This window comes from Microvirga aerophila (genome assembly GCF_003332305.1).
Classification (GTDB): Bacteria; Pseudomonadota; Alphaproteobacteria; order Rhizobiales; family Beijerinckiaceae; genus Microvirga; species Microvirga aerophila.
This window is the reverse complement of record NZ_QOIO01000008.1, coordinates 128031-147450: the sequence shown is the minus strand read 5'-3', so window position 1 is coordinate 147450 and position 19420 is coordinate 128031. Positions and strand designations below refer to the sequence as shown.

Annotated in this window: 19 protein-coding genes; 10 read left to right on the top strand and 9 right to left on the bottom strand. The window is 62.5% G+C overall.

Going from position 1 to position 19420, the window contains the following annotated elements; all coding sequences use genetic code 11:
• Positions 1 to 171 precede the first annotated feature (171 nt).
• Both DRB19_RS06455 and DRB19_RS29790 read right to left on the bottom strand, forming a co-directional pair.
• Positions 172 to 366 (bottom strand): iron-containing alcohol dehydrogenase, encoded by a 195-nt coding sequence (locus DRB19_RS06455; RefSeq protein ID WP_162815608.1) that lies wholly within the window; start codon positions 364 to 366, stop codon positions 172 to 174.
• Positions 367 to 373: 7 nt separating this feature from the next.
• Positions 374 to 544 carry a maleylacetate reductase gene (locus tag DRB19_RS29790; RefSeq protein ID WP_162815607.1) on the bottom strand — a complete coding sequence of 57 codons (171 nt, stop codon included), beginning with the start codon at positions 542 to 544 and terminating at the stop codon, positions 374 to 376.
• A gap of 176 nt (positions 545 to 720) precedes the next feature.
• Between DRB19_RS29790 and DRB19_RS06450 the strand changes: the two genes are divergently transcribed.
• Positions 721 to 909, top strand: coding sequence for a hypothetical protein (locus DRB19_RS06450; protein ID WP_114185205.1), 189 nt, complete (start codon positions 721 to 723; stop codon positions 907 to 909).
• A 923-nt stretch (positions 910 to 1832) separates the two neighbouring features.
• Here the strand turns inward: DRB19_RS06450 and DRB19_RS06440 are convergent.
• The 6 genes from DRB19_RS06440 to DRB19_RS06415 form a co-directional block, all read right to left on the bottom strand.
• Complete coding sequence (locus tag DRB19_RS06440; RefSeq protein ID WP_114185203.1) at positions 1833 to 2291, bottom strand: carboxymuconolactone decarboxylase family protein; 459 nt, start codon at positions 2289 to 2291, stop codon at positions 1833 to 1835.
• A 318-nt stretch (positions 2292 to 2609) separates the two neighbouring features.
• Entirely contained in the window at positions 2610 to 3917 is a 1308-nt protein-coding gene (locus DRB19_RS06435) for a family 1 glycosylhydrolase (RefSeq protein WP_114185202.1), read from the bottom strand.
• Positions 3918 to 3979: 62 nt separating this feature from the next.
• Positions 3980 to 5719, bottom strand: coding sequence for an FAD-dependent oxidoreductase (locus DRB19_RS06430; protein WP_114185201.1), 1740 nt, complete (start codon positions 5717 to 5719; stop codon positions 3980 to 3982).
• Positions 5720 to 5749: 30 nt separating this feature from the next.
• Positions 5750 to 6637 carry a helix-turn-helix domain-containing protein gene (locus tag DRB19_RS06425; protein WP_114185200.1) on the bottom strand — a complete coding sequence of 296 codons (888 nt, stop codon included), beginning with the start codon at positions 6635 to 6637 and terminating at the stop codon, positions 5750 to 5752.
• A 128-nt stretch (positions 6638 to 6765) separates the two neighbouring features.
• A complete protein-coding gene (locus DRB19_RS06420; protein ID WP_114185199.1) occupies positions 6766 to 7401 on the bottom strand; it encodes a response regulator in 636 nt (211 codons plus the stop codon).
• Between the two features lie 49 nt (positions 7402 to 7450).
• A complete protein-coding gene (locus DRB19_RS06415) occupies positions 7451 to 9358 on the bottom strand; it encodes a PAS domain-containing protein (RefSeq protein ID WP_162815606.1) in 1908 nt (635 codons plus the stop codon).
• A 501-nt stretch (positions 9359 to 9859) separates the two neighbouring features.
• Here DRB19_RS06415 and DRB19_RS06410 point away from each other — a divergent pair.
• The 5 genes from DRB19_RS06410 to DRB19_RS06390 all read left to right on the top strand — a co-directional run bounded on the left by DRB19_RS06410 (position 9860) and on the right by DRB19_RS06390 (position 15326).
• Positions 9860 to 10546 carry a VOC family protein gene (locus DRB19_RS06410; protein ID WP_114185197.1) on the top strand — a complete coding sequence of 229 codons (687 nt, stop codon included), beginning with the start codon at positions 9860 to 9862 and terminating at the stop codon, positions 10544 to 10546.
• A 103-nt stretch (positions 10547 to 10649) separates the two neighbouring features.
• On the top strand, positions 10650 to 12029 hold the full coding sequence (locus DRB19_RS06405; RefSeq protein WP_114185196.1) for an FAD-containing oxidoreductase: 1380 nt from the start codon (positions 10650 to 10652) through the stop codon (positions 12027 to 12029).
• A gap of 111 nt (positions 12030 to 12140) precedes the next feature.
• Positions 12141 to 12983, top strand: a complete 843-nt coding sequence (locus tag DRB19_RS06400) for an SDR family NAD(P)-dependent oxidoreductase (protein WP_114185195.1) — start codon at positions 12141 to 12143, stop codon at positions 12981 to 12983.
• A gap of 341 nt (positions 12984 to 13324) precedes the next feature.
• Complete coding sequence (locus DRB19_RS06395) at positions 13325 to 13594, top strand: hypothetical protein (protein ID WP_114185194.1); 270 nt, start codon at positions 13325 to 13327, stop codon at positions 13592 to 13594.
• 367 nt (positions 13595 to 13961) lie between these two features.
• Positions 13962 to 15326 (top strand): acetamidase/formamidase family protein, encoded by a 1365-nt coding sequence (locus tag DRB19_RS06390; RefSeq protein ID WP_114185193.1) that lies wholly within the window; start codon positions 13962 to 13964, stop codon positions 15324 to 15326.
• 2 nt (positions 15327 to 15328) lie between these two features.
• Here DRB19_RS06390 and DRB19_RS06385 read toward each other — a convergent pair whose 3' ends face one another.
• Entirely contained in the window at positions 15329 to 15715 is a 387-nt protein-coding gene (locus DRB19_RS06385) for an ArsR/SmtB family transcription factor (protein WP_114185192.1), read from the bottom strand.
• 120 nt (positions 15716 to 15835) lie between these two features.
• Between DRB19_RS06385 and DRB19_RS06380 the strand changes: the two genes are divergently transcribed.
• The 4 genes from DRB19_RS06380 to DRB19_RS06365 all read left to right on the top strand — a co-directional run bounded on the left by DRB19_RS06380 (position 15836) and on the right by DRB19_RS06365 (position 19177).
• A complete protein-coding gene (locus tag DRB19_RS06380) occupies positions 15836 to 17032 on the top strand; it encodes an MFS transporter (RefSeq protein ID WP_114185191.1) in 1197 nt (398 codons plus the stop codon).
• A gap of 119 nt (positions 17033 to 17151) precedes the next feature.
• Positions 17152 to 17871 carry a hypothetical protein gene (locus tag DRB19_RS06375; RefSeq protein ID WP_114185190.1) on the top strand — a complete coding sequence of 240 codons (720 nt, stop codon included), beginning with the start codon at positions 17152 to 17154 and terminating at the stop codon, positions 17869 to 17871.
• A 103-nt stretch (positions 17872 to 17974) separates the two neighbouring features.
• Complete coding sequence (locus DRB19_RS06370; RefSeq protein WP_114185189.1) at positions 17975 to 18196, top strand: DUF2798 domain-containing protein; 222 nt, start codon at positions 17975 to 17977, stop codon at positions 18194 to 18196.
• A gap of 27 nt (positions 18197 to 18223) precedes the next feature.
• Positions 18224 to 19177, top strand: a complete 954-nt coding sequence (locus DRB19_RS06365) for an alpha/beta fold hydrolase (RefSeq protein ID WP_114185220.1) — start codon at positions 18224 to 18226, stop codon at positions 19175 to 19177.
• Positions 19178 to 19420: the final 243 nt, after the last annotated feature.

Genomic DNA, 19420 nt, shown 5'->3' with positions numbered 1-19420 from the left:
GTGTGATCGATCGATCCGAGACGCAAGACACTCCGGACCTGCCGCCGGCCGTGACTGGTCGCCAAGCTGTTAGGAACTTGCGTTGCGGAAGCCATCTTGGCCCGCGGTCATGTGTGACCGCCATACCCAAGGCCGGACATATGACCGCAAGCGATCCGATCAAAACACTGTTCAACACCCTTGCGAGGAGGGGGCCGTCCACATATGCGGCAGGTCGGTGCGCAGGGCGATGGACTTACCGAGTCCGATGGTCGACCCGCCACCGATGGCCACGACGGCATCCGCGTTCCGGTCCTGAACCACTTGCAAGGCTTGCTCGGTGGCCGCGACAGGCGTGTGCATGACTGCACCCGAGTGGACACCCACGCTCCGATCATCCAGGAGGGCGGCGATCTCCCGGGCCTGAGCCCTCGCCGCGGCCGGGTGTGGAAAGAACGAGAAGCCGGTTTACACGCAAGCGCTCGGCTTCCGGCTTGATCTGGGCGACTGTGCCCGAGCCAAACACCACGCGGGCCGGAAGGGCGTCATAGACAAAGGCTTGCATGGCTCACACCTCCAAGTGCGTTTCCAAGGCTTGCATGACGGAATGCCGTCCGCGAAGAGCGTGGTCCGGCGGTCCAATGGTTGCCACGGAGCCTTGGGCTGCGGCAAGGGAAAGTCGATCCGGTTGACGGACCGGGTCATTGGGAGCAGCATCAGGCTTTCCCATGGGAGACACCCATGTTTGACCAGGCCGTCCAATTCAGTGAGGCGTTTCGTCAAGGTGCAGGCCAGATGCAGGGATTGCTGATCCCGGCCTTGAAAGGCTGCCCGCACTGCCGCACAGTCCAGATGATCTCGGCGCCGGCACTGGGCATGTGCGACGATTGCGGAGCCGAGTTGAAGGTGCTGGACCCCAAAGACGCCTGACCGTCCGCACAAGACGCCTCCAGGGCATGCAGCCGACCGGGCCGCAGCATCTCTCGCGGCGGTTCGGCACCCGGCAAGATGCATGCTTTCTGTACAGCACCCAAGTTCAGTGCTGCCCAATCCAACTGATCAGGAAAAGGCAATGATTTTTGGTCTGAGAGGTGGCTGAGCCCAGGCTCAGGGCTTACTGCCTCTGGATCCTCTGGTGTGCCTGTTCCCTCCGAGGGCTAACAATCGACCCGAAGGACTGCGGTCTCCTTGAGGCTATAGCACTGCCATGCGCGGCTGACGGAGTCTGCCATCTTACAGATGCCGGCTCCTTCCACCTCGCCAGCGCCTGCCAGACATCCGGGTTGGAGGCAGGTGGACTTGCCGCCGCACCGTCCATTCCCTTGGCCCGGAGAAAGCTCATCGCACGAGCCACGGCATCGTCGACGCGCTTAGCAAAGCCATGCATGGGATGTCTCAGCATGGTTACCGCTCCTGATCGACAGTGCTCTTTCGCTTGCAGGGGCTCCTGACGGCTCACATGGACGGGAAGCCTGTCTTCCGGGTGCACGTTCGCCCTCTCGACAGAAACGATGTTGTAGGTGGCCTAAAGGGGCAGCTCAGCCTGCAATGTCATGGCGGCACCTGATCGCCGCAGTTATGAGAAACCTTCCAATCCTCTGCGAGAGGCCCCATCGCACGTGAGGGTGCGAGCGATGGGGCAAGTCAGGGAGGAAAGCGTCGACAAGGGTCATCGACGAGGTAGAGTTTAGCCAATTCCGGATTTTAGATCTCGCCGCAGATTGCGAGGAATGCGCGTGTATTGCTGCAAATCTGAACCCATGCATCGCCCCAGAGGCATCGAATGCCCGGTTTGAACACCAGGTGAGTTTCCGGTAAGAGCAGTGTCAGCATCTGGAACGCTCCGCTGAACCTTATGCGGCGGAAGCTGCGGCCTGCGGCGGGACGCGGAAGCTGATCGCCAGGCGGTTGTAGGCGTTCATCAGGCCGATGGCGATCGTCAGGTTGGCGAGTTCCTTTTCGCTGAACGCGGCGCGGGCCTCGACATAAGCCGCTTCAGGCACATGCGTGTCGCTGACCCGGGTGACCACCTCGGCCCACTTCAGCGCCGCACTTTCCCGTTCATCAAAAAGATTCCCGGCGTCATACCAAGCCGGCACGAGCACGAGCTTTTCGACCGGCATACCGGCCTTGAGCAGCGTGCGGCAGTGCATGTCGATGCAGTAGGCGCAGCCGTTGATCTGTGACACCCGCAGGTAGACGAGCTCGATCAGGGTGGCCGGCAGACCACTCTGGGCCACATAGCCGTAGACGGCGCCGAGTGCCTTCGTGCCGCCTGGAGCGGCAGCCGCATAGTTCATACGCTGGGTCATGGTTGCGCTCCTAGCCTCTGTTCCGGCTCACTCTGTGAGGCGAGCCGGGGTTGTCGCAGTTCTATCCGTTCCGCCCTGCGCCGGCCTGGCGCCTCGGCACCCCCGTTGGCTTGCTGGATCCATGCCGGATCAGTCCGACAGCTGACATCTGCCCTAGCGCGAGTGATAAAAATCATAGAGAACACTGAAAGGATCGCAATCACGCCTATCAGCAGAAGCCGAACTAAACGTTCCTGCGGCTTGGCTCTCGCTTCAGCTCCAGGATAACACTCCGGCCGGGGTTTGGTTTTCGAACGCATTGGAGCCTCTCCAGACATCCTAGTTCGACATGAGCGGCTCGCTCGGGGTTCTCTCGCAGATCCACTTCATCGACTTCCGCGCCCGGTGAGCGAACGGCTTGTCGAAGTCGCGTGGCTGCGTGATCGGCAGTTGCAGACAGATGCTCTGGGCCGGCAGAACCTGACACCAGTCGTGGATCAGTTGCCGGTAGCTGCGCCCGACCGCCCGGATGTTGCGGTCGAGATCGTACAGGCCGAGCGGATTGACGGTGCCGTTCTCCTCCCGCAGGGCCGTGTCCCAGTCGACCTGATCGGTGAGCGAATACCACGTGAAGCCGATCATCGGCACGCCAGAGTTGCGCACGCGCAGGACGTTGGACCACTCCTTCCAGAGCCACTTGACCGCTTCGTCGCCACTTGGGCCTTCTTTGACGTTCGTCTCCGTGTGCATGACCGGCAGCTTATAGCGGTCGTGGTACTGCCGCGTGATCTCGGCATAGCCGAACACCTCGTCGGAGGCACTGGAGTGGCCGTTGGCCGAGACGAGGTGCTCGTTGGTCACGTAGTAGTCGTTGCCCATGATACAGTGGCGCTTGAGGTTGGCCCTCATAAAGAACTCGTATTCCTCCCGGCTCATGCCGTTGTCCATGAGATAGACGAACATGTCCGAGTCCACCCGCCGGCTGTAGTTGAGGTCGAGGGGAAGAAAGCGGCGGGCGTTGTAGAACTCGGCGAGTGGGATCGCCCCCGGGCAGTCGGGGTGGAAGTGCTCGGAGGACTCGCTCTGGATGAAGATGGCGTCGGCGCGGACGTCGAGGATTGTCCCCATGGCTAGCACGTTGGCCTTGACGATGTGCTTCAGGGCGGTGACGAAGGCTTGGTCGCTTTGCGTCTGCTCGTTCCACCAGCCATATGCGGCCGAGAACGCGGCGCAGACAAACATCTCGTTGACCGGCGTGTAGAGCTGAACCCAGGGAAAGCGCTCCGCGAAGGCGCCGGCATACCCGGCGAAAAGCTCTGGGAAGTCGGGGTTCTGGAAGTTGCCGATCCAGTCGGGTACTCCAAAGTGACACAGGTCGACGATGGGCACGATGTTGCGGCGATAGAGTTCACCGAAGGTCTCATCGCAGAAGCCCCAGTCGTAACGCCCGTGCCCGAGCCAGGTGGTGTGGATCGGCGGACCGTAGCGGAGATAGCAGATGCCGATCTCATCAAGCAGGTCGAAGTCTGTTTTCCAAAGGGTGTAGTGGCCGCATTTCTCCATCTCGTCAATGCGGGTCCGGCCACCGTTAATGGTGGGATAGCTGTTCTCAATTCCCGTGGCGAACAGAAAGGTCGAAGCTGTCATGATGGACCTCCCAGGGCCTCATCATGAGCCCTGCGCCCACGGACGCCCAGATTGCGATTGTCTCAGAATTGCGGAGACTTGTCGGGTATTGCGGAAACTGCCGAGAACAGCTGCGGGATCGCGCCGCGGGCTTTCGCAAGAACGGTGTTCCTTGTGAGAAAGGCGTGAAGGGCGGATACTGCCTGGGCTCCCTCGCCCACTGCCGCAGCCACCCGTTTCACGGAGCCGGAACGGACGTCCCCGACGGCGAAGACGCCGTCGAGGCTGGTTTCGAGTTGCCGCCGGCCGGGAGACACATCGGCTCCGGTCAGAACAAAGCCCTTCGGGTCCAGCACCACACGGGATGGATCCAGCCACTGCGTGTTGGGCGCGGCGCCGATAAACAGGAACAGGTGGTGAATCGGCCGGCGCACCTCGTCACCCGACGCCAAGCGCCACCGCACCGCCTCCAGCTGGCCGGGCTGCCCCTCAAGGGCGGTGATCTCGGCCTGGGTGACGATTTCGACATTGGCAAGGCCTTCGATCCGCTCCACCAGATAGCGCGACATGCTCGCCCCGAGATCTTTCCCTCGGACGAGCAGCCACACCTTCGCCACTCGGGCGGCGAGATAGACCGTTGCCTGACCCGCCGAGTTGCCGGCGCCCACGAGCGCCACCTCCTGGCCGGTGCACAGCTTCCCTTCCAGGGGCGAGGCCCAGTAATGCACGCATGAGCCCTCATACTGCTCAAGGTCCGCCACCTCAAGCCGCCGGTAGCGGGCACCCGTGGCGATCACCACAGCGCGGGCCTGCACGCGCTCCTGGTTGAGCAGGGTCAGCACGTAAGGACCGCCTCCCGCCGCGCTCTCACCTTCAAGGCTGACGGCCTCGTCCGGCATCGCCATCTCGGCTCCGAACTTCTGCGCTTGGGTGTAGGCCCGGGCCATCAGGGCCACCCCGGTGATGCCGGTCGGGAAACCAAGATAGTTCTCGATGCGCATGGAAGCGCCGGCCTGGCCGCCGAAGGTCCGACAGTCGAGCACCAGGACCGAGAGCCCCTCCGAGGCCGCATATACGGCCGTGGCCAAGCCGGCCGGTCCCGCACCTATGACCGCCACATCATAAACCCGGTCAGGGTCAATCGGACCGACCAGGCCGAGGCAGCGGGCCAACTCGTTCTCGCTCGGGTTGTGAAGCAGCCGCCCATCCGGGCACAGGATGATCGGCAGTTCTCCAGGATTGAGCCCGAACCGCTCCACAAGCGCCCGCGCCTCCGGATCAGTCTCCGGGTCCAGGCTCAGGTGCGGGTGAGCGTTCCGCGACAGGAAGCCCCCCAGCCGCAGCACATCGCCGTGGTGCCCCGGCCCGACGATCACCGGCCCTCCGGTGCCGAGTTCAAGCAGCCCCATGCGGCGCAGGATCAGCGCCCGCATGATGCGCTCTCCGAGTTCTGCTTCCGCGACCAACACGGCCCGCAGCTTCTCGGGCGGAATGATCAGGGCCTCGACCGGCTCAATAGCATCGACATCGACCAGGGCGGGTCGGCCTGACAGCTGGGCGATTTCGCCCAGGAACTCGCCCGGCAAATGGGTCGCGATCAGGCGGCGTTGCCCAGCCTCGGGCTGGCTGATCGCCAACCGGCCGGTGAGCACCACCGTGAGCCCATGGCCCACCTCCCCGATCCGCCACAAGGCCTCGCCGGCCTCGTAGCGGCGAACCTCGCCGAACCGGTGCAAGCGCTGGATCTCGGCGGCGTCCAGGACCGGAAAGACCTGGTCCCGACGGGTCTCGTTGATCGAAGGTCCTGTTCCTGTCGCAGCCATGAGGGACCTCGCTCACTCCTCAGCCAAATTCTAAATCACCTTTCGCCGGAAATCCCGGGGTGAGTGGCCAGTGACCTGCCGGAACAGGGCCGAGAACCGGCTCAGACTGCCGTAGCCGACCGTTGCAGCAACATCACTGACCGACAGGGAAGGCTTGGCCAGCAGCGTCTTGGCCTGCTCGATGCGGCGGCTCATCTGGTAGCGGTGCGGCGGCTCGCCGACAGTCTCTTTGAACGCCCGGCAGAAATGATACGGACTGAGTCGTGCGATCGCCGCCAACTCGGTCAGGGAGATGTCCTGGTGGAGGTTTGCCTCGATGTAGTCGCACACCGCCTTGCACTGCCAGCTCGCCAACCCACCCTTGATCGGGGGGGGGCGATCGGCATGGCGGCTCGGCGCCACGCCGATCGCCTGAACATGCATGATCTCCGACAGCAGGACGATGGCAAACGACTCGACATACACGCGCGAGTAGTTTTCCGGTTGCGCCAGGATCTGGTCAAGCTGCCGCATCAGCTGGGCCAAAAATGGATGCTCGAAATACAGCATCGGGTAGAGCTGGCGCTCCCCGCTGTCCAGCTGGGGGTAAAGGGCTGGATCGAGGTAAACGGTCGTGATGGCCATGGGCCTGGCCGAGGGGTGTGTCCATCCCTGCATGCGACAGCCGGCCGGAATGAAGCTCAGCTTGCCCCGGGCATCCTTTAAGGTGGAGCGCGTGATCTCGTCGGCGGTGGTTTCCCCATCCTTGCGCTGGAAGTTCAACAAGCAAAGGAAGTGGCGGCTGCTGTGCAGCGTGAACTCATGGGGCTTGGGGCGCGGCAGGGCCACGTGCTCGGCCGTCAACGCATCCCACTGGTGGTTCAGTCTCAGGGTATGATTGTGAATCTGCAGGGTCGCAGCAGCATCGTCGGGACTCATGGTAGCCTCCCCCAAAAGGTTTTAGTCTTCCGTGACGTGAGCTTCGCTGCATCATCTTGAACCCAAGACAGCCCAACGACTATTGGGCTCACCCTGATCTAGTCTCAGGGAAACCCTGAGGCGCCGGCTCAGGCCTCGACCATGCGGTGGCGAATGGCGTAGCGGACGATGTCGGCCGTGCTCGCGGCGCCGATCTTGCGCATGGCGGACGCGCGGTGGGTCTCCACCGTCTTGATGCCGACCTTCAGAATCGGGCAGATTTGCCGGCTCGTCCGCCCCTCCGCAATGAGCTGGACGACTGTGCGCTCCCGTGGCGTCAGCGGATTGCTGTCTTCCAGCTTTCCGGGCTTGAGAACCGCCTCGAGCAGGGTGCCGGAGACCTGGCCCGAGATGTAGGCCTCATGCCGTGCCAGTGTCGCGAGGGCCTCCAGGAGATGCCCCTGAGCATCCGACTTGAGCAGATAGCCCCGCACGCCCACCAGCACCGCCTCCCGGAGGACGGCATCGTCATCGTGCATCGTGAAGATCAGGATCTCGGGACGTCGGGGCCGGGCCCGGAGTTGCCGCGCCACCTCGACCCCGTTCATGACTGGCATGGCGTAGTCGAGCACCACGATGTCGGGCTGGGCTGCCTCGGCGGCCCTGAGCGCCTCCAAGCCATCCCGGGCCTCCGCGACCACCTCCCAGCCCGACCTTGTCTCGATCAGAGCCCGCAGTCCGGTTCTGAGCACATCATGGTCATCGGCAATGAGGATGCGAGTCATCGTGGGCCTCGCAGGAAACAGTCAACCTGCCCAAACTAGCGTGACGGCGTCACGGTGTCATTGGGGAAACCTGGAGATTGCCCTCAGGAGAATGTACCACCCCACCCTCCTCAGTCGTTGGGTGCAGCGGGATTGAGATCCGCACCGTCATGCCCCGTCGACTGCCCGTCAGCGACATGTCCCCCCCCAATTGCCGGACCCGCCCCTGCATGCTGCGAATGCCAACCCCCGGTTCCGGGGCGGCATCATCCTTGGTCCCGGGAACACCGATGCCGTCGTCGGTAATCCTGAGCTTCAGGTTCGTCCCATCCACCTGGATCATCACGGAGACCCGGGACGCCCGGGCATGGCGATGGACATTCGTGAGGGCCTCCTGAACGACCCTGAGAGTGGCCCGCTGGACGGGTGGGGCGGCGCTGTCCGCTGCATCGTCGACCTTGCAGACGAGATTCAGGCCTGCACGTCGCGCGAAGCCCTGAATGAAGTGCCGCAAGGTCGAGGCCAGCCCGTCACGGTCAAGGCTGGGCGGAAAGAGCAGGTACGAGAACGCCCGGATTTCGCGCTGAGCCTCATTCAGCGAGGCCGCCGTTCGCTCGAGGACCGCGGCGAGGTCTGGATCATCAGGCACCAACAGCTGAATTTGAGTGAGGCCAAGTCCCGCCGCCGTCAGGTGTTGTGTCGTGGAGTCATGCAGCTCCGCCCCGATCCGGCGCCGCTCCTCCTCCTGAGATCTGAGGAGCCGCTCTGCCGTGGCGTCGAGCTCCCGGCGCACGCTGGCAAGCTCGGTGACGTCCTCCTGCGCCACGACCGCGTGCACCGTCGCCTCGTGCTCGAAGCGGTTGGCCTGCAGTAGGAACCTGCGGCTGCCGCAGATGTACGGCATCCGGAAATCCGACCGGGTGCCGGCGAGCACCGCGGTGATGCCCTCGGTCAATGCGGCCGCATCACCTTCGGCACCAGCCCGGAAAATCTCGACGTAGTTGGCTCCGACAGGATCGTCCGGCCAGATCAGGATGTTGTGCTCGGCGAACTGGCGCCATGCCTGGTTGACTGCGATGATCCGCCCGGATGCGTCCAAGATCGCGATCTGAGCCGTAAGAGAATCCAGGGTCGCGTGCAGCAGGCCTTTGGCGGAGATCAACTCGGCTTGACTCTCTTTGTAGGGCTGGATGCAGGTCGCGGCCCCGAACACCCGGGTGACGAGGCCATCCGCGCCGCGTTGGAAGACCTTCTCCCGGCTGTGCAGCCAAACGTAGCGGCCGTCGGACCGCCGCATCCGGTACTCCACCTCGGCGATGCTCTCATCGGACAAGCTCCTGAGCCGGGCGAGGTGATCTCGCACGGCAGCGCCATCCTCCGGATGGATGAGAGTGCCAAGGATCTTTGCATCCATCGCCGCGATCTCCTCGCGGGACCAGCCCAGGATTTCCCGCACCTGCCCGGTGATAAAGCAATTGCAGTGTGCGACGAGATCATAAACGTAAAGAATGTCAGGTGAGGCCTCGATCATCTGCTGCATGAGGCTTCGAGACTCTTCCTCCCGTCTCAGGGCCTCGTGCTCTACAGTCACGTCACGGCAGCTCCCAAGGATCCGGTAGATCCGCCCGGACTCGTCCCGGACCGGGGTGAGGACGGTGTGCCAGTGCCTGACCCCGGCGGGCAGGTTCAAGGTCTCGTAGTACCGGATCGCCGCGCCAGTTTCCACGCAAGAGCGGTAACGTTCCGTCACGGCATCCGCCACCGCAGGCGGCAGGCATTCATGCGGGGTCCTGCCGGACACGTCAGAGTTTCTGAGCCCCGTGCGTCGCTCATGGGCCGGGTTAAGGAGTTTGAAGACGAACCGGTTTGGCTCAACCTTGATAATAAAGAGGCTCTCGTCGGAGTGCTCGAACCAGACCTCACCCGCCTGCTTGAGCATGGCGTCGGGGATTTGCAACCGCGGTAATGGAGCTGTCATCAGCTTCTCCCGCCCACAATCTGGCAACGGGTTCCCCAGCGGATTGTACAGCTTTGAAGAGCGATTGTCGCCGTGGCCTCCAGACCGGATATGCGCAAATAAGTAGCAAAGTTCCCGTTGTCGAAAAGCGAAGCGGTTGAAGTTCTGGTCCCGCAGCCGAAACGGCAAAATTCCGCAATCGAGCGCAAATTGTGGCAATCGCCTGCTAACGCCACAGGCGCAACAGGCGGTACTTTCTCTCTTGGAGCGAGGAATAAAGGCACCCAAAGCGCCATGTCGGGCCCGGACACGGTATGACGACCGCCGCGAACGCAGCCCGCGGCAACAGGTTGCTGCCGGCAGCAGCGGAGCTTGGTCCTGCACCCGAACTCCTAGGGAGTAGCCGCATGACGACAGACTTCGAAGCCTTCGGGCCCTCCACATACTTCCCGGGACCCTGCTCGTGGCGGGCGATGACACGTCAATAGGCCCCAAACCGTAGGCAAACCGTAGGAGCGTGACATGAACGATACTCAGGTCCTCAGCGCAACCGCGACCCACACTCCGAGATCACAGGCGGTTGACATGAAGCTCGAGGTCGTCGTCATCCCGGTTGCGGACGTCGATCGCGCCAAGAGCTTCTACAACGGCTTGGGGTGGCGCCTCGACTCCGACTTCATCGCCGGCGACGACTGGCGCGTGATCCAGTTCACGCCGCCGGGCTCCGGGTGCTCGGTCATCTTCGGTAAGAACGTGACGGCCGCCGCCCCTGGCTCCGCTCAGGGCTTGTACCTCATCGTCTCCGACATCGGGGCTGCCCGGGATGAGCTGCTTCTGCGCGGCGTGAAGGTTAGCGAGGTGTTCCACGCCGGCGAGGAGCACACTGGCACGGACGAGCCGTACCTGTTCGGGCGGGTCCGGGTGACCGGCCGGGATCCGGAAAACCGTACCTACCGCACCTATGCCTCGTTCAGCGATCCGGATGGCAACGGCTGGCTGTTGCAGGAGGTCGTCGAGCGCCTGCCCGGACGGGTGGACACGAACGGTGCGACCTTCACCTCGCCGGCGGACCTCGCGGCGGCACTCCGGCGTGTAGCAGCGGCGCACGGCGAGCATGAGACGCGGACCGGGCAGCATGACGAGGGCTGGCCGGACTGGTACGCCGAGTACATGGTGGCGGAGCAGACTGGCAAGCCGCTACCGACGTGAGCCGCAGCCTCGGGACTCTGCTCACTTTGGCTTTCGCAAAGGATTGGCCGGCTGGGGAACACCGCGGTGACCCTCGGTCAGCACTTATCGTTGAGCCCGTATCATGATTCAAGTCTTCGACGCCATCGTCATCGGGGCCGGACAGGCGGGCCCATCCCTGGCCGGGCGACTGACCGCCGCCGGTATGCGGGTGGCGCTCATCGAGCGTCACCTGTTCGGCGGCACCTGCGTCAACACCGGCTGCATGCCGACCAAGACGCTGGTCGCCAGCGCCTACGCAGCCCATCTCGCCCGCCGAGGCACCGAGTATGGGATCGCAAGCGAGGGTCCGATCCGCGTCGACATGAAACGGGTCAAGGCCCGGGCCGAGACCGTCTCAACGAATGCCCGCACGAATGTCGAAAAGTGGCTGCGCGGCATGGATGGCCTGACTGTCATCCAGGGGCACGCCAGGTTCAAAGGCCCGGACGTCGTCCAGGTCGGCGAGAGCCTGCTGAAGGCGCCCCGCATCTTCATCAATGTTGGCGGCCGCGCGAGCGTGCCCGACATGCCGGGCGTCGGCACGGTCGACTATCTCACCAACACCTCGATTCTCAAGCTCGACATGGTCCCGCGGCACCTGGTCGTCATCGGCGGCAGCTATATCGGGCTCGAGTTCGCCCAGATGCACCGGCGCTTCGGCGCGGAGGTCACGGTCGTCGAGATGGCGCCGCGGCTGATTGCCCGCGAGGACGAGGACGTGTCCGAGGCGGTTCGCGAGATCCTGACCGATGAGGGGATCACAGTCCGCACCAGCGCCATGTGCATTGGCTTCAAGCCGCATGCGAACGGTGCGGCGGTCGACGTCGATTGCACGTCCGGAGCACCCTTCGTGGTCGGATCGCATGTGCTGCTCGCGGTCGGCCGTCGGCCCAACACGGACGATCTCGGCCTGGAGAATGCTGGAGTCGCGGTCAACGCCCGGGGCTATATCGAGGTGGATGACAGCTTGGCCACCACTGTCCCTGGCATCTGGGCCCTGGGCGACTGCAACGGGCGTGGGGCGTTCACTCACACCGCCTACAACGATTACGAGATTGTCGCGGCCAATCTGCTCGACGGGGCAAACCGCAGGGTCAGCGAACGGTTGCCCGGCTATGCGCTCTACATCGATCCGCCGCTGGGACGTGTTGGCCTGACCGAGAGCGAGGCGCTCAAGTCGGACCGGAAGGTGCTGGTGTCCAAGCGCCCGATGACCCGGGTCGGGCGCGCCATTGAGCGCGGCGAAACCAAGGGCTTCATCAAGATCGTCGCCGATGCAGACACCAAGCAGATCCTCGGAGGTACCGTTCTCGGCGTGACCGGAGACGAGGTCATCCACGGCATCCTCAACATGATGAATGCCGAGGCAACCTATCCGACGCTGCAGTGGGCGGTACCGGTCCACCCCACGGTCTCAGAGCTGATCCCGACTGTGCTCGGCGATCTCAAGCCAATCCAATGACAGAGATGCAATCATTATGCCGAGGCCTCCAGCGGCTGCGGCCACCGGGGTCAGGGCAGTCTCGGCCGTGAGGACCCATAGTCTTCCAAACCCCAAGCATAGGAGACACACATGAGCACTCAGACCTCCCAGGGTACCGCCCTGATCACTGGCGCCTCGTCCGGCATCGGCGCCATTTATGCCGACCGCTTGGCTCGGCGTGGCCACGATCTGATCCTTGTGGCACGAAACCAGAGCCGCCTTGAGGAGCTTGCGGCCCGGTTGCGGGACGAGACCGACCGCTCGGTCGAGATCGTGCCCGCCGACCTGAACGATGAAGCCGATCTCCGTCGGGTCGAGACGGTCCTGCGGACGAACAGCGCGATCTCGATGCTCGTGAACAATGCCGGCATCGGCGGAGCCGCTCCGCTCCTGGCCTCCGACGTTGACGCAATGGACCGGATGATCCGGCTGAATGTCCTGGCGTTGACCCGCCTGACCTACGCGGCCGCACCGGCCTTTGTCGAGCGCGGCAGCGGCACGATCATCAATATCGCCTCGATCGTCGCCATCTCGCCGGAAACGCTGAACGGCGCCTACGGCGGATCCAAGGCCTTCGTCCTGGCTTTCAGTCAGTCCCTCCAGCACGAATTGGCAGAGAAGGGCGTGCGGATCCAGGCAGTCCTGCCCGGCGCCACCGCGACGGAGTTCTGGGACGTCGCCGGGCTGCCGGTGAGCAACCTCCCAGCGGAAATCGTCATGGCGGCGCCGGACCTGGTCGACGCTGCACTGGCTGGTCTGGACCAGGGCGAGACCGTCACCATCCCCGCACTGGAAGACAAGTCCGAGTGGGATGCCTACGATGTGGCCCGCCGGGCCATGGCCGACAAGCTCTCGCGGACGAAGCCGGCCGGCCGGTACAATGTGGGAAGCGAAACGACACGCCACGGCTCCTTGGAGCCTGCCCACTCCTAGCATCCGATTTAACGCTTTGCATCGGCTTGAGGTCTTCTCTGCAATCTCGAGCGAGGATCTTTATCGCTGCGTGCCCAGGAGACGGGGGTCAGGTCGACTACCGCAACGGCTCAGAGCGTCACACTCTCATGCGCATCGAGCGGGCGTATCGGTCCTTCTGACCGGGGGCGGTCGAGATCGCCTTCAAGGATTATGCTATCCTTGCGGCCTCAGTAGTCGCCGAATGGTTCAAGCTCGAACAGCGTCATCTCACGCTGGCTCGTACTTCTGGCGATCGGTGATCTGACAGGAGCTACGCTGCACTGTCTCAAGGCTTGGATTACGTCGATCAGGAGGTGACTATGATGATCAAAGTCGAGGGAAGAACGAACAACTACCGCGCCTTTGTTGACGATGAGCCGGACCTATCGGCGACGGACAGAACCATCGATGGTGCCATCGGACGCTTGGTTCAGATTCATCCCGACAAACTTAGCCTGACCATCGACCTCGGAGGATGCCAAGCGGCCGAGTACTGGGTCTGTTTCCCGCGCGGACATTACCTGCAACAGCCAACGATCGAGGACTTTTGGGATGAGTCCGACAAACTGCCTGGTGACGAACGGGGCTGAGCGTCTGATCCGTACGCTCGCGTGGCGGCATTGCCCGGCTCGAAGAAGGAAGCGCCCATGCAGGAAGAGGCGCTTCCAGGTCCAAAGAGGAATGTGCTCGCTCAAGGGCTAGGGCAACCTGCGAGAAGAGCCGGCCAATCTCTTCATGTGAAAATGTATCGACTTGCCGGGTTTTGCGGTCTTTGTGCCGATCGTGCGCAAATCACCACGGGCCGTTACCAGACAGCGATACAGTTTCCGCGGTTCCTGCATACATTCGATATACGCGGGTCAGCGGCTAACTAACGAGCCGGAATTGCGAAGGGCCGGGCACCACGCTGGGACTTCCCAGGGACGTCCTAACTCCTGGGGAACCCTTTCTCGCTGAATGGCACTGGAAGCCCCTAAATCACTGGAGGAAAGACAGGTGCATCATAACGTTAAGCAGCGTTACAGGTCGGGATCGCGGACTGTCTTCGTCAATGAGTTGACCAATGGCGTTCTCGATCCGACGGCACCAATGCTTGGCCCCGTCGCCGACGGCGGCACGATCGTCGCGAACACCGCTCCCGGCTGTTGGGGGCCGATGATCACGCCGGAAATTCGCGGCGGGCACGAAGTCACCCGTCCGGTCGCGGTGACCGGCGCGGAGGTTGGCGATGCGATTGTCATCCGCATCCGTTCGATCATCGTTACCTCGGCGGCGACCGCGTCCGGCAATGAGAAGGTCATGACGGGTCGATCCAATGGGGACCCCTTCTGCGCAACGGTTTGTCCCAACTGCGGCACGGAGTGGCCACCGACGCATGTCGAGGGCATCGGCGAGGCGGCAATCCGCTGTAACAAATGTGGTGTGGATGCGACGCCCTTCACATTCACTTACGGGTATACCATAGCGTTCGATGCCGAGCGGCAGATTGGTCTGACCGTTGGCAAATCCGAAGCGGAGGTGTTCGCACGGGATGCGGACCGTCTGATGGCGCTGCCGGATGCTTCGATACAGAATCCCATCCTGACATTTGCCCCTTCGGATCTCGTGGGTGTCACCACGCGCCTGCGGCCTTTCCTCAGTCAACTGGGAACGACGCCGTCGACGGCGATGCCAGACTCGCACAATGCTGGCGACTTCGGTTCGGTGCTGGTCGGTGCCCCACACATTTATGCGTTAACGCCGGAGGAACTCGCCGAGCACAAGACCCACGGTCATCTCGACGTGAACACGGTCCGAGAAGGTGCTGTACTGATCTGCCCGGTCAAAGTCCCTGGTGGCGGGATATACATGGGCGATATGCACGCCCTTCAAGGTGATGGCGAAATTGCTGGCCACACCTGCGATGTAGCAGGCACTGTTACGCTGGACGTGCATGTCATCAAGGGTCTGAACATTGATGGTCCGATCCTGTTTCCGGTCGTCGACGACGTGCCATTTCTCGCCCGTCCCCTTGATGAGACCGAGCTTGAGCGAGCACGGGCGTTGGCTCGCAGGCATGGCGTGCAGGAGATCGAGGCTGATGCTCCGGTCTGCTTCATTGGCACGGGAGGCAACCTCAATGAGGCGACCACGAATGGGCTGAAGCGTGCGGCTGATCTGCTGGGAGTCAGCGTTCCAGAGGTGATGAACCGGGCAACGCTGGCTGGTGCGATCGAGATCGGCCGCCATCCAGGCGTCGTTCGAGTCACGTTCCGCGCACCGTTGAGTCTTCTGGACGCGAAGGGTATCGGCTCCTTTGCAAGGGGGCTGTACAACCTCTGAGGCTACACACGCTTCCGCTGAGGCTTGCTCTCGGCTGCATCAGTCGGAGCTGCAGACTGTGAATTCAGCGGCTTGTCCTCCATGCGCTTGGCGGATGCAATCAGCTGATCCAAGAGGCCGGGGAATTGCCGCTCAATGTCATTACGGCGGAGCGCCAGGAAGCGGGATGTTCCCTCGCTTCGCAGGCTCACCAGCCCGGCCTCACGCATCTTGGCGAAGTGATAGCTGAGATTGGATTTCGTGGCCAAGTCCGTGAAGTCGCCACACCGGATCGCGGCATCTGCTTCCGCTAGGCGAATCAGGATTGTCAGGCGAGTTGGATCGCTCAGGGCGGCAAGGATAGCCACGAGGTCCAGGGAGTCGGCAGAGGGATGAAAGGGTTCGCGCATGAGCCTGATCTAGGCTCACTGAACCCAAATTTCAATGTTCAAGAATGATTGAACAAAGTCTTGTCAAATCAGTAGCTCTCGTTCATATGTTCAACAACCATTGAACAATGGAGAGTTCAGATGATCTCACCCCTGATTTGGCTGGCGCTCGGTACCTTCACCGTCGGAACGGAAGGCTACGTGATCGCCGGCCTCCTGCCCGACATTGCTGCGGAAGCAGGGATATCTGTCGCTCAAGGCGGAACCCTCGTTACCGCCTTTTCGCTGTCCTATGCCTTCGGCGCACCCATCCTAGCGACCCTGTTCGGTGACGTCGACCGCCGTCGCATTCTGGCCGGGACGATGGTTCTGTTCGCAGCCAGCAACCTGGCCGCGGCCCTGACCTCCTCGTTCCTGGCTCTGCTCTTGGCGCGTGTAATCATGGCGCTCTCCGCAGGTTTGTATGCGGCCACCGCACAGGCCACGGCCATTGCGCTCGCCCCGCCCGAACGCCGGGCCCGTGCCATCGCCGTAGTCGTGGGCGGCACCTCGTTGGCGGTGGCCCTCGGGGCCCCGATCGGTGCCCTGCTGGCAACCGTGACGGGTTGGCGCGGCACGTTCGTGGCCATCGCGGCCGTGAGTGTCGTCACGGCTGGGGCTGTTCTTTTCAAGATTCCCGCTCATCTGCGCGGGACCCGCATCCCTCTGCGGGAACGTGCCATGACGATCGCAAAACCCGGCATGCTGCCAATTCTGGCCACGACCCTCCTGATCATGACCGGGGGTTTCAGCGTCTTCACGTATCTCGCGCCGCTTGCCGTCGAGGGAACAGGACTGCCGGCCGTGGTCATTCCGGGCCTGCTGCTGGCCTCGGGCTTCGGCGCTGCTCTCGGCAACTTCATCGGCGGCCAGGTCGCAGACCGGTATGGGGCACGGGCCACCGTGATCTTCGCCGTTCTCGGCCTCGGCGCGATCCTGGCGACCATCTCGCTGGCTGCCAAGCTTCTCAGTCCCACCGTTGCGGGGCTGGCTCTCATTGGGCTGACTGTTCTGTGGGGCATCATGGGTTGGATGACGGTCCCGGCGCAGGTGAGCCGTCTTGTGGCGCTTCACCCTGCTAGCGCTCCCGTTTCGCTGTCGCTCAACGCCTCGGCCCTCTATCTGGGTGTCGCGCTCGGATCGGTTCTGGGCGGCGCGGTGATCAGTGTGGGAACGCCAGCTGATCTGGGTTGGGTTGGAGCGATCCCGGTCCTCCTTGCACTCCTCATCGTGCTTGCCACATGCCGGCTTCCCGCTCTCGGGAGGATACAGGGTCTTTCGCAGGGTTCGGTATCGTAACCCGGGTAGAGGAACCCACGGCGAGACACCGGGCAACTCCCCGGGTTTGTCTGTTGTCGAATAGCGTGAGAAGCGCCGTCGCCGACCCCGGATTCAGCACTCCAAGAGAGGAGCTCACAATGAACAAGTTGCTTGCAGATGTGATTGAGGTTCACGGTGGGCTCGACCGCTGGCGATCCGTCACACTAGGGGAAGCGACAATCGTCACGGGCGGAGGTCTCTGGGGCCTCAAGGGCCTGATCCAGGATCCGAACCCGCGCCGCATGACCGTGTCCCTCCACGAGGAACGCGCTTCGCTCAAGCCATTCGGCGACCCTGACTGGCATACGGAGTTCACGCCCGAGCGAATTGCCATCGTCGGGAGTGATGGCTCGGTTATGAACGAACGCATGCACCCGAGAGCGTCGTTTGCCGGCCATGGTCTCGACACGCCTTGGGACCCGCTGCACCGGACTTACTTCAACGGGTATGCCATGTGGACCTATCTCACGACCCCGTTCCTGTTCACGATGGAAGGGGTCCGGGTCCAAGAGGTCGAGCCCTGGGCAGAAGGGAGTCGGATCTGGCGGGTGTTGCGGGTAGAGTTCCCGGACGCGATTGCCACCCACAGCCGAATTCAGGACTTCTACTTCGCAGACGATCTGTCCCTGCGCAGGCATGACTACGCCGTTGATGTCGCCGGTGGGTTTGCAGCGGCGCAGATCGTTGATGACTACATCGAAGCTGATGGGATCCGCCTGCCCAGCAAGCGGCGTGCGTATCTGCGTGGGCCAGACCATAAGCCGAACCTGGATGTCCTGCTGGTCTCGATCGACATCAGCGACGTGCGGTTCACCTAGGCTCTCTCGCACGGTTCAACGGCAGCTGTGATCCTCCAGCCGACGGGCCATGTCCGACACGATTTTCGCCGACTCCGGCTTATCCACTCAGTAGGAGAAACTCATGAATGTGAAGTTGAAACGGAAAATCGCCTTCGCCCTCTCGATGGGCGTCGTGACGACAGGGATCATCTCGTTCGTCCTGATCGCGCTCAATGTGGGTTTCTCTGGGACGTTCGCCCTGGTATGGTTGCGGTCCTGGGGTATCGCATACGTGGTCGTGGTTCCCGCGATCCTGCTGATCGGTCCGGCGCTACAGGCGCAGATTGATCGCCTGATTCGATGAACCGACACGGGCATGAGGGATACTGACATGTTCAGGTTATCGCTACCCGCGCTTTTTGCTCTTTTTCTCGGTTCCTCGACGGCTTGGGGTTGCAACAGCAATCCTCCAGCACATGCTCAGAAACTGGACATCGGGTACACCGAGGTCGATCCTGACATCACGCTTAGAAGGATGGTGGTGCATACTGCGAGCCCGAAGGGAACCGTGCTTCTCCTGCACGGCTTTCCTGAGACGCTGTGTGCCTGGAGGGACATGTCCCTGGCGCTGTCCGCGGACTACGAAGTCCACGCGATTGATTGGCCAGGCTACGGTCTTTCATCGCGCCCCCTGGCTGACAAGTTCTCTTATTCACCCAAGGACTATGCCCGTGTTTTGCAGGATTACATCAAGAAGGCAGACATCGTCACATCGAAGCTGACGATCTACGCAACGGATATCGGAGCCCTCCCGGCACTTCTTGCGGCTCTCGAAGACCCGCAGATCGCCAGGACTATTATTGTTGGTGACTTCGCGCCGTTCAACAGGCCCCAGTACATGCACGACCGGTTGCAGAGCCTGAAGTCGGAACCTTCGGCAGCTGCGACGCTCGCCGCCTACAAAAGCAGGACCGGTGCGGAAATTCTCGATACCGCCGTGAGGGGAGGCCTTCCCAAAGAAGCACAGTTTGAGGTGTCCGCAGACTTCAAGGATGACGTCTTCCGCGGATGGAGCCATGGCGGCATGACATCGGCCGACGCATTCTATCACTACTACTCGAAATTTACGCGGGATGAAGACTACTTCGAGGCGAACATAGGCAAGCTCAGAACGCCGGTGAAAGTGGTTTGGGGCGAGAAGGATATCTATATCAAAAAGGAGATGGGGATTGAGTTCGCGCAAAAGATCAATGCGGACATCCAGATTCTTCCCGATATCGGACACTACGCCCACCTTCAAAGCCCGGAGCTGGTCATTGAGGAGATCCGCGCCTCATTCCGATGACCGTGCGGGCCCCGTTCTCATGGCTCCCCCTATGTCTTCAAGGACGCTGAGTGGGGAGCAACGCGTCGGGCAACCCGACCGCGGCCATGGTGTGGTCAAGGCCGATCCGGCGGCACAGGAGCCCCTGGCGATCACCGTGAGTCATACTTCCTGGTGCCTACCTCGACCGGAGAAGGCGCCTTCGCGGGCGCAAATGCAACAAACTTGCTTTGAGCTGACGGGAGTTTTGTCAGGTCATGTATC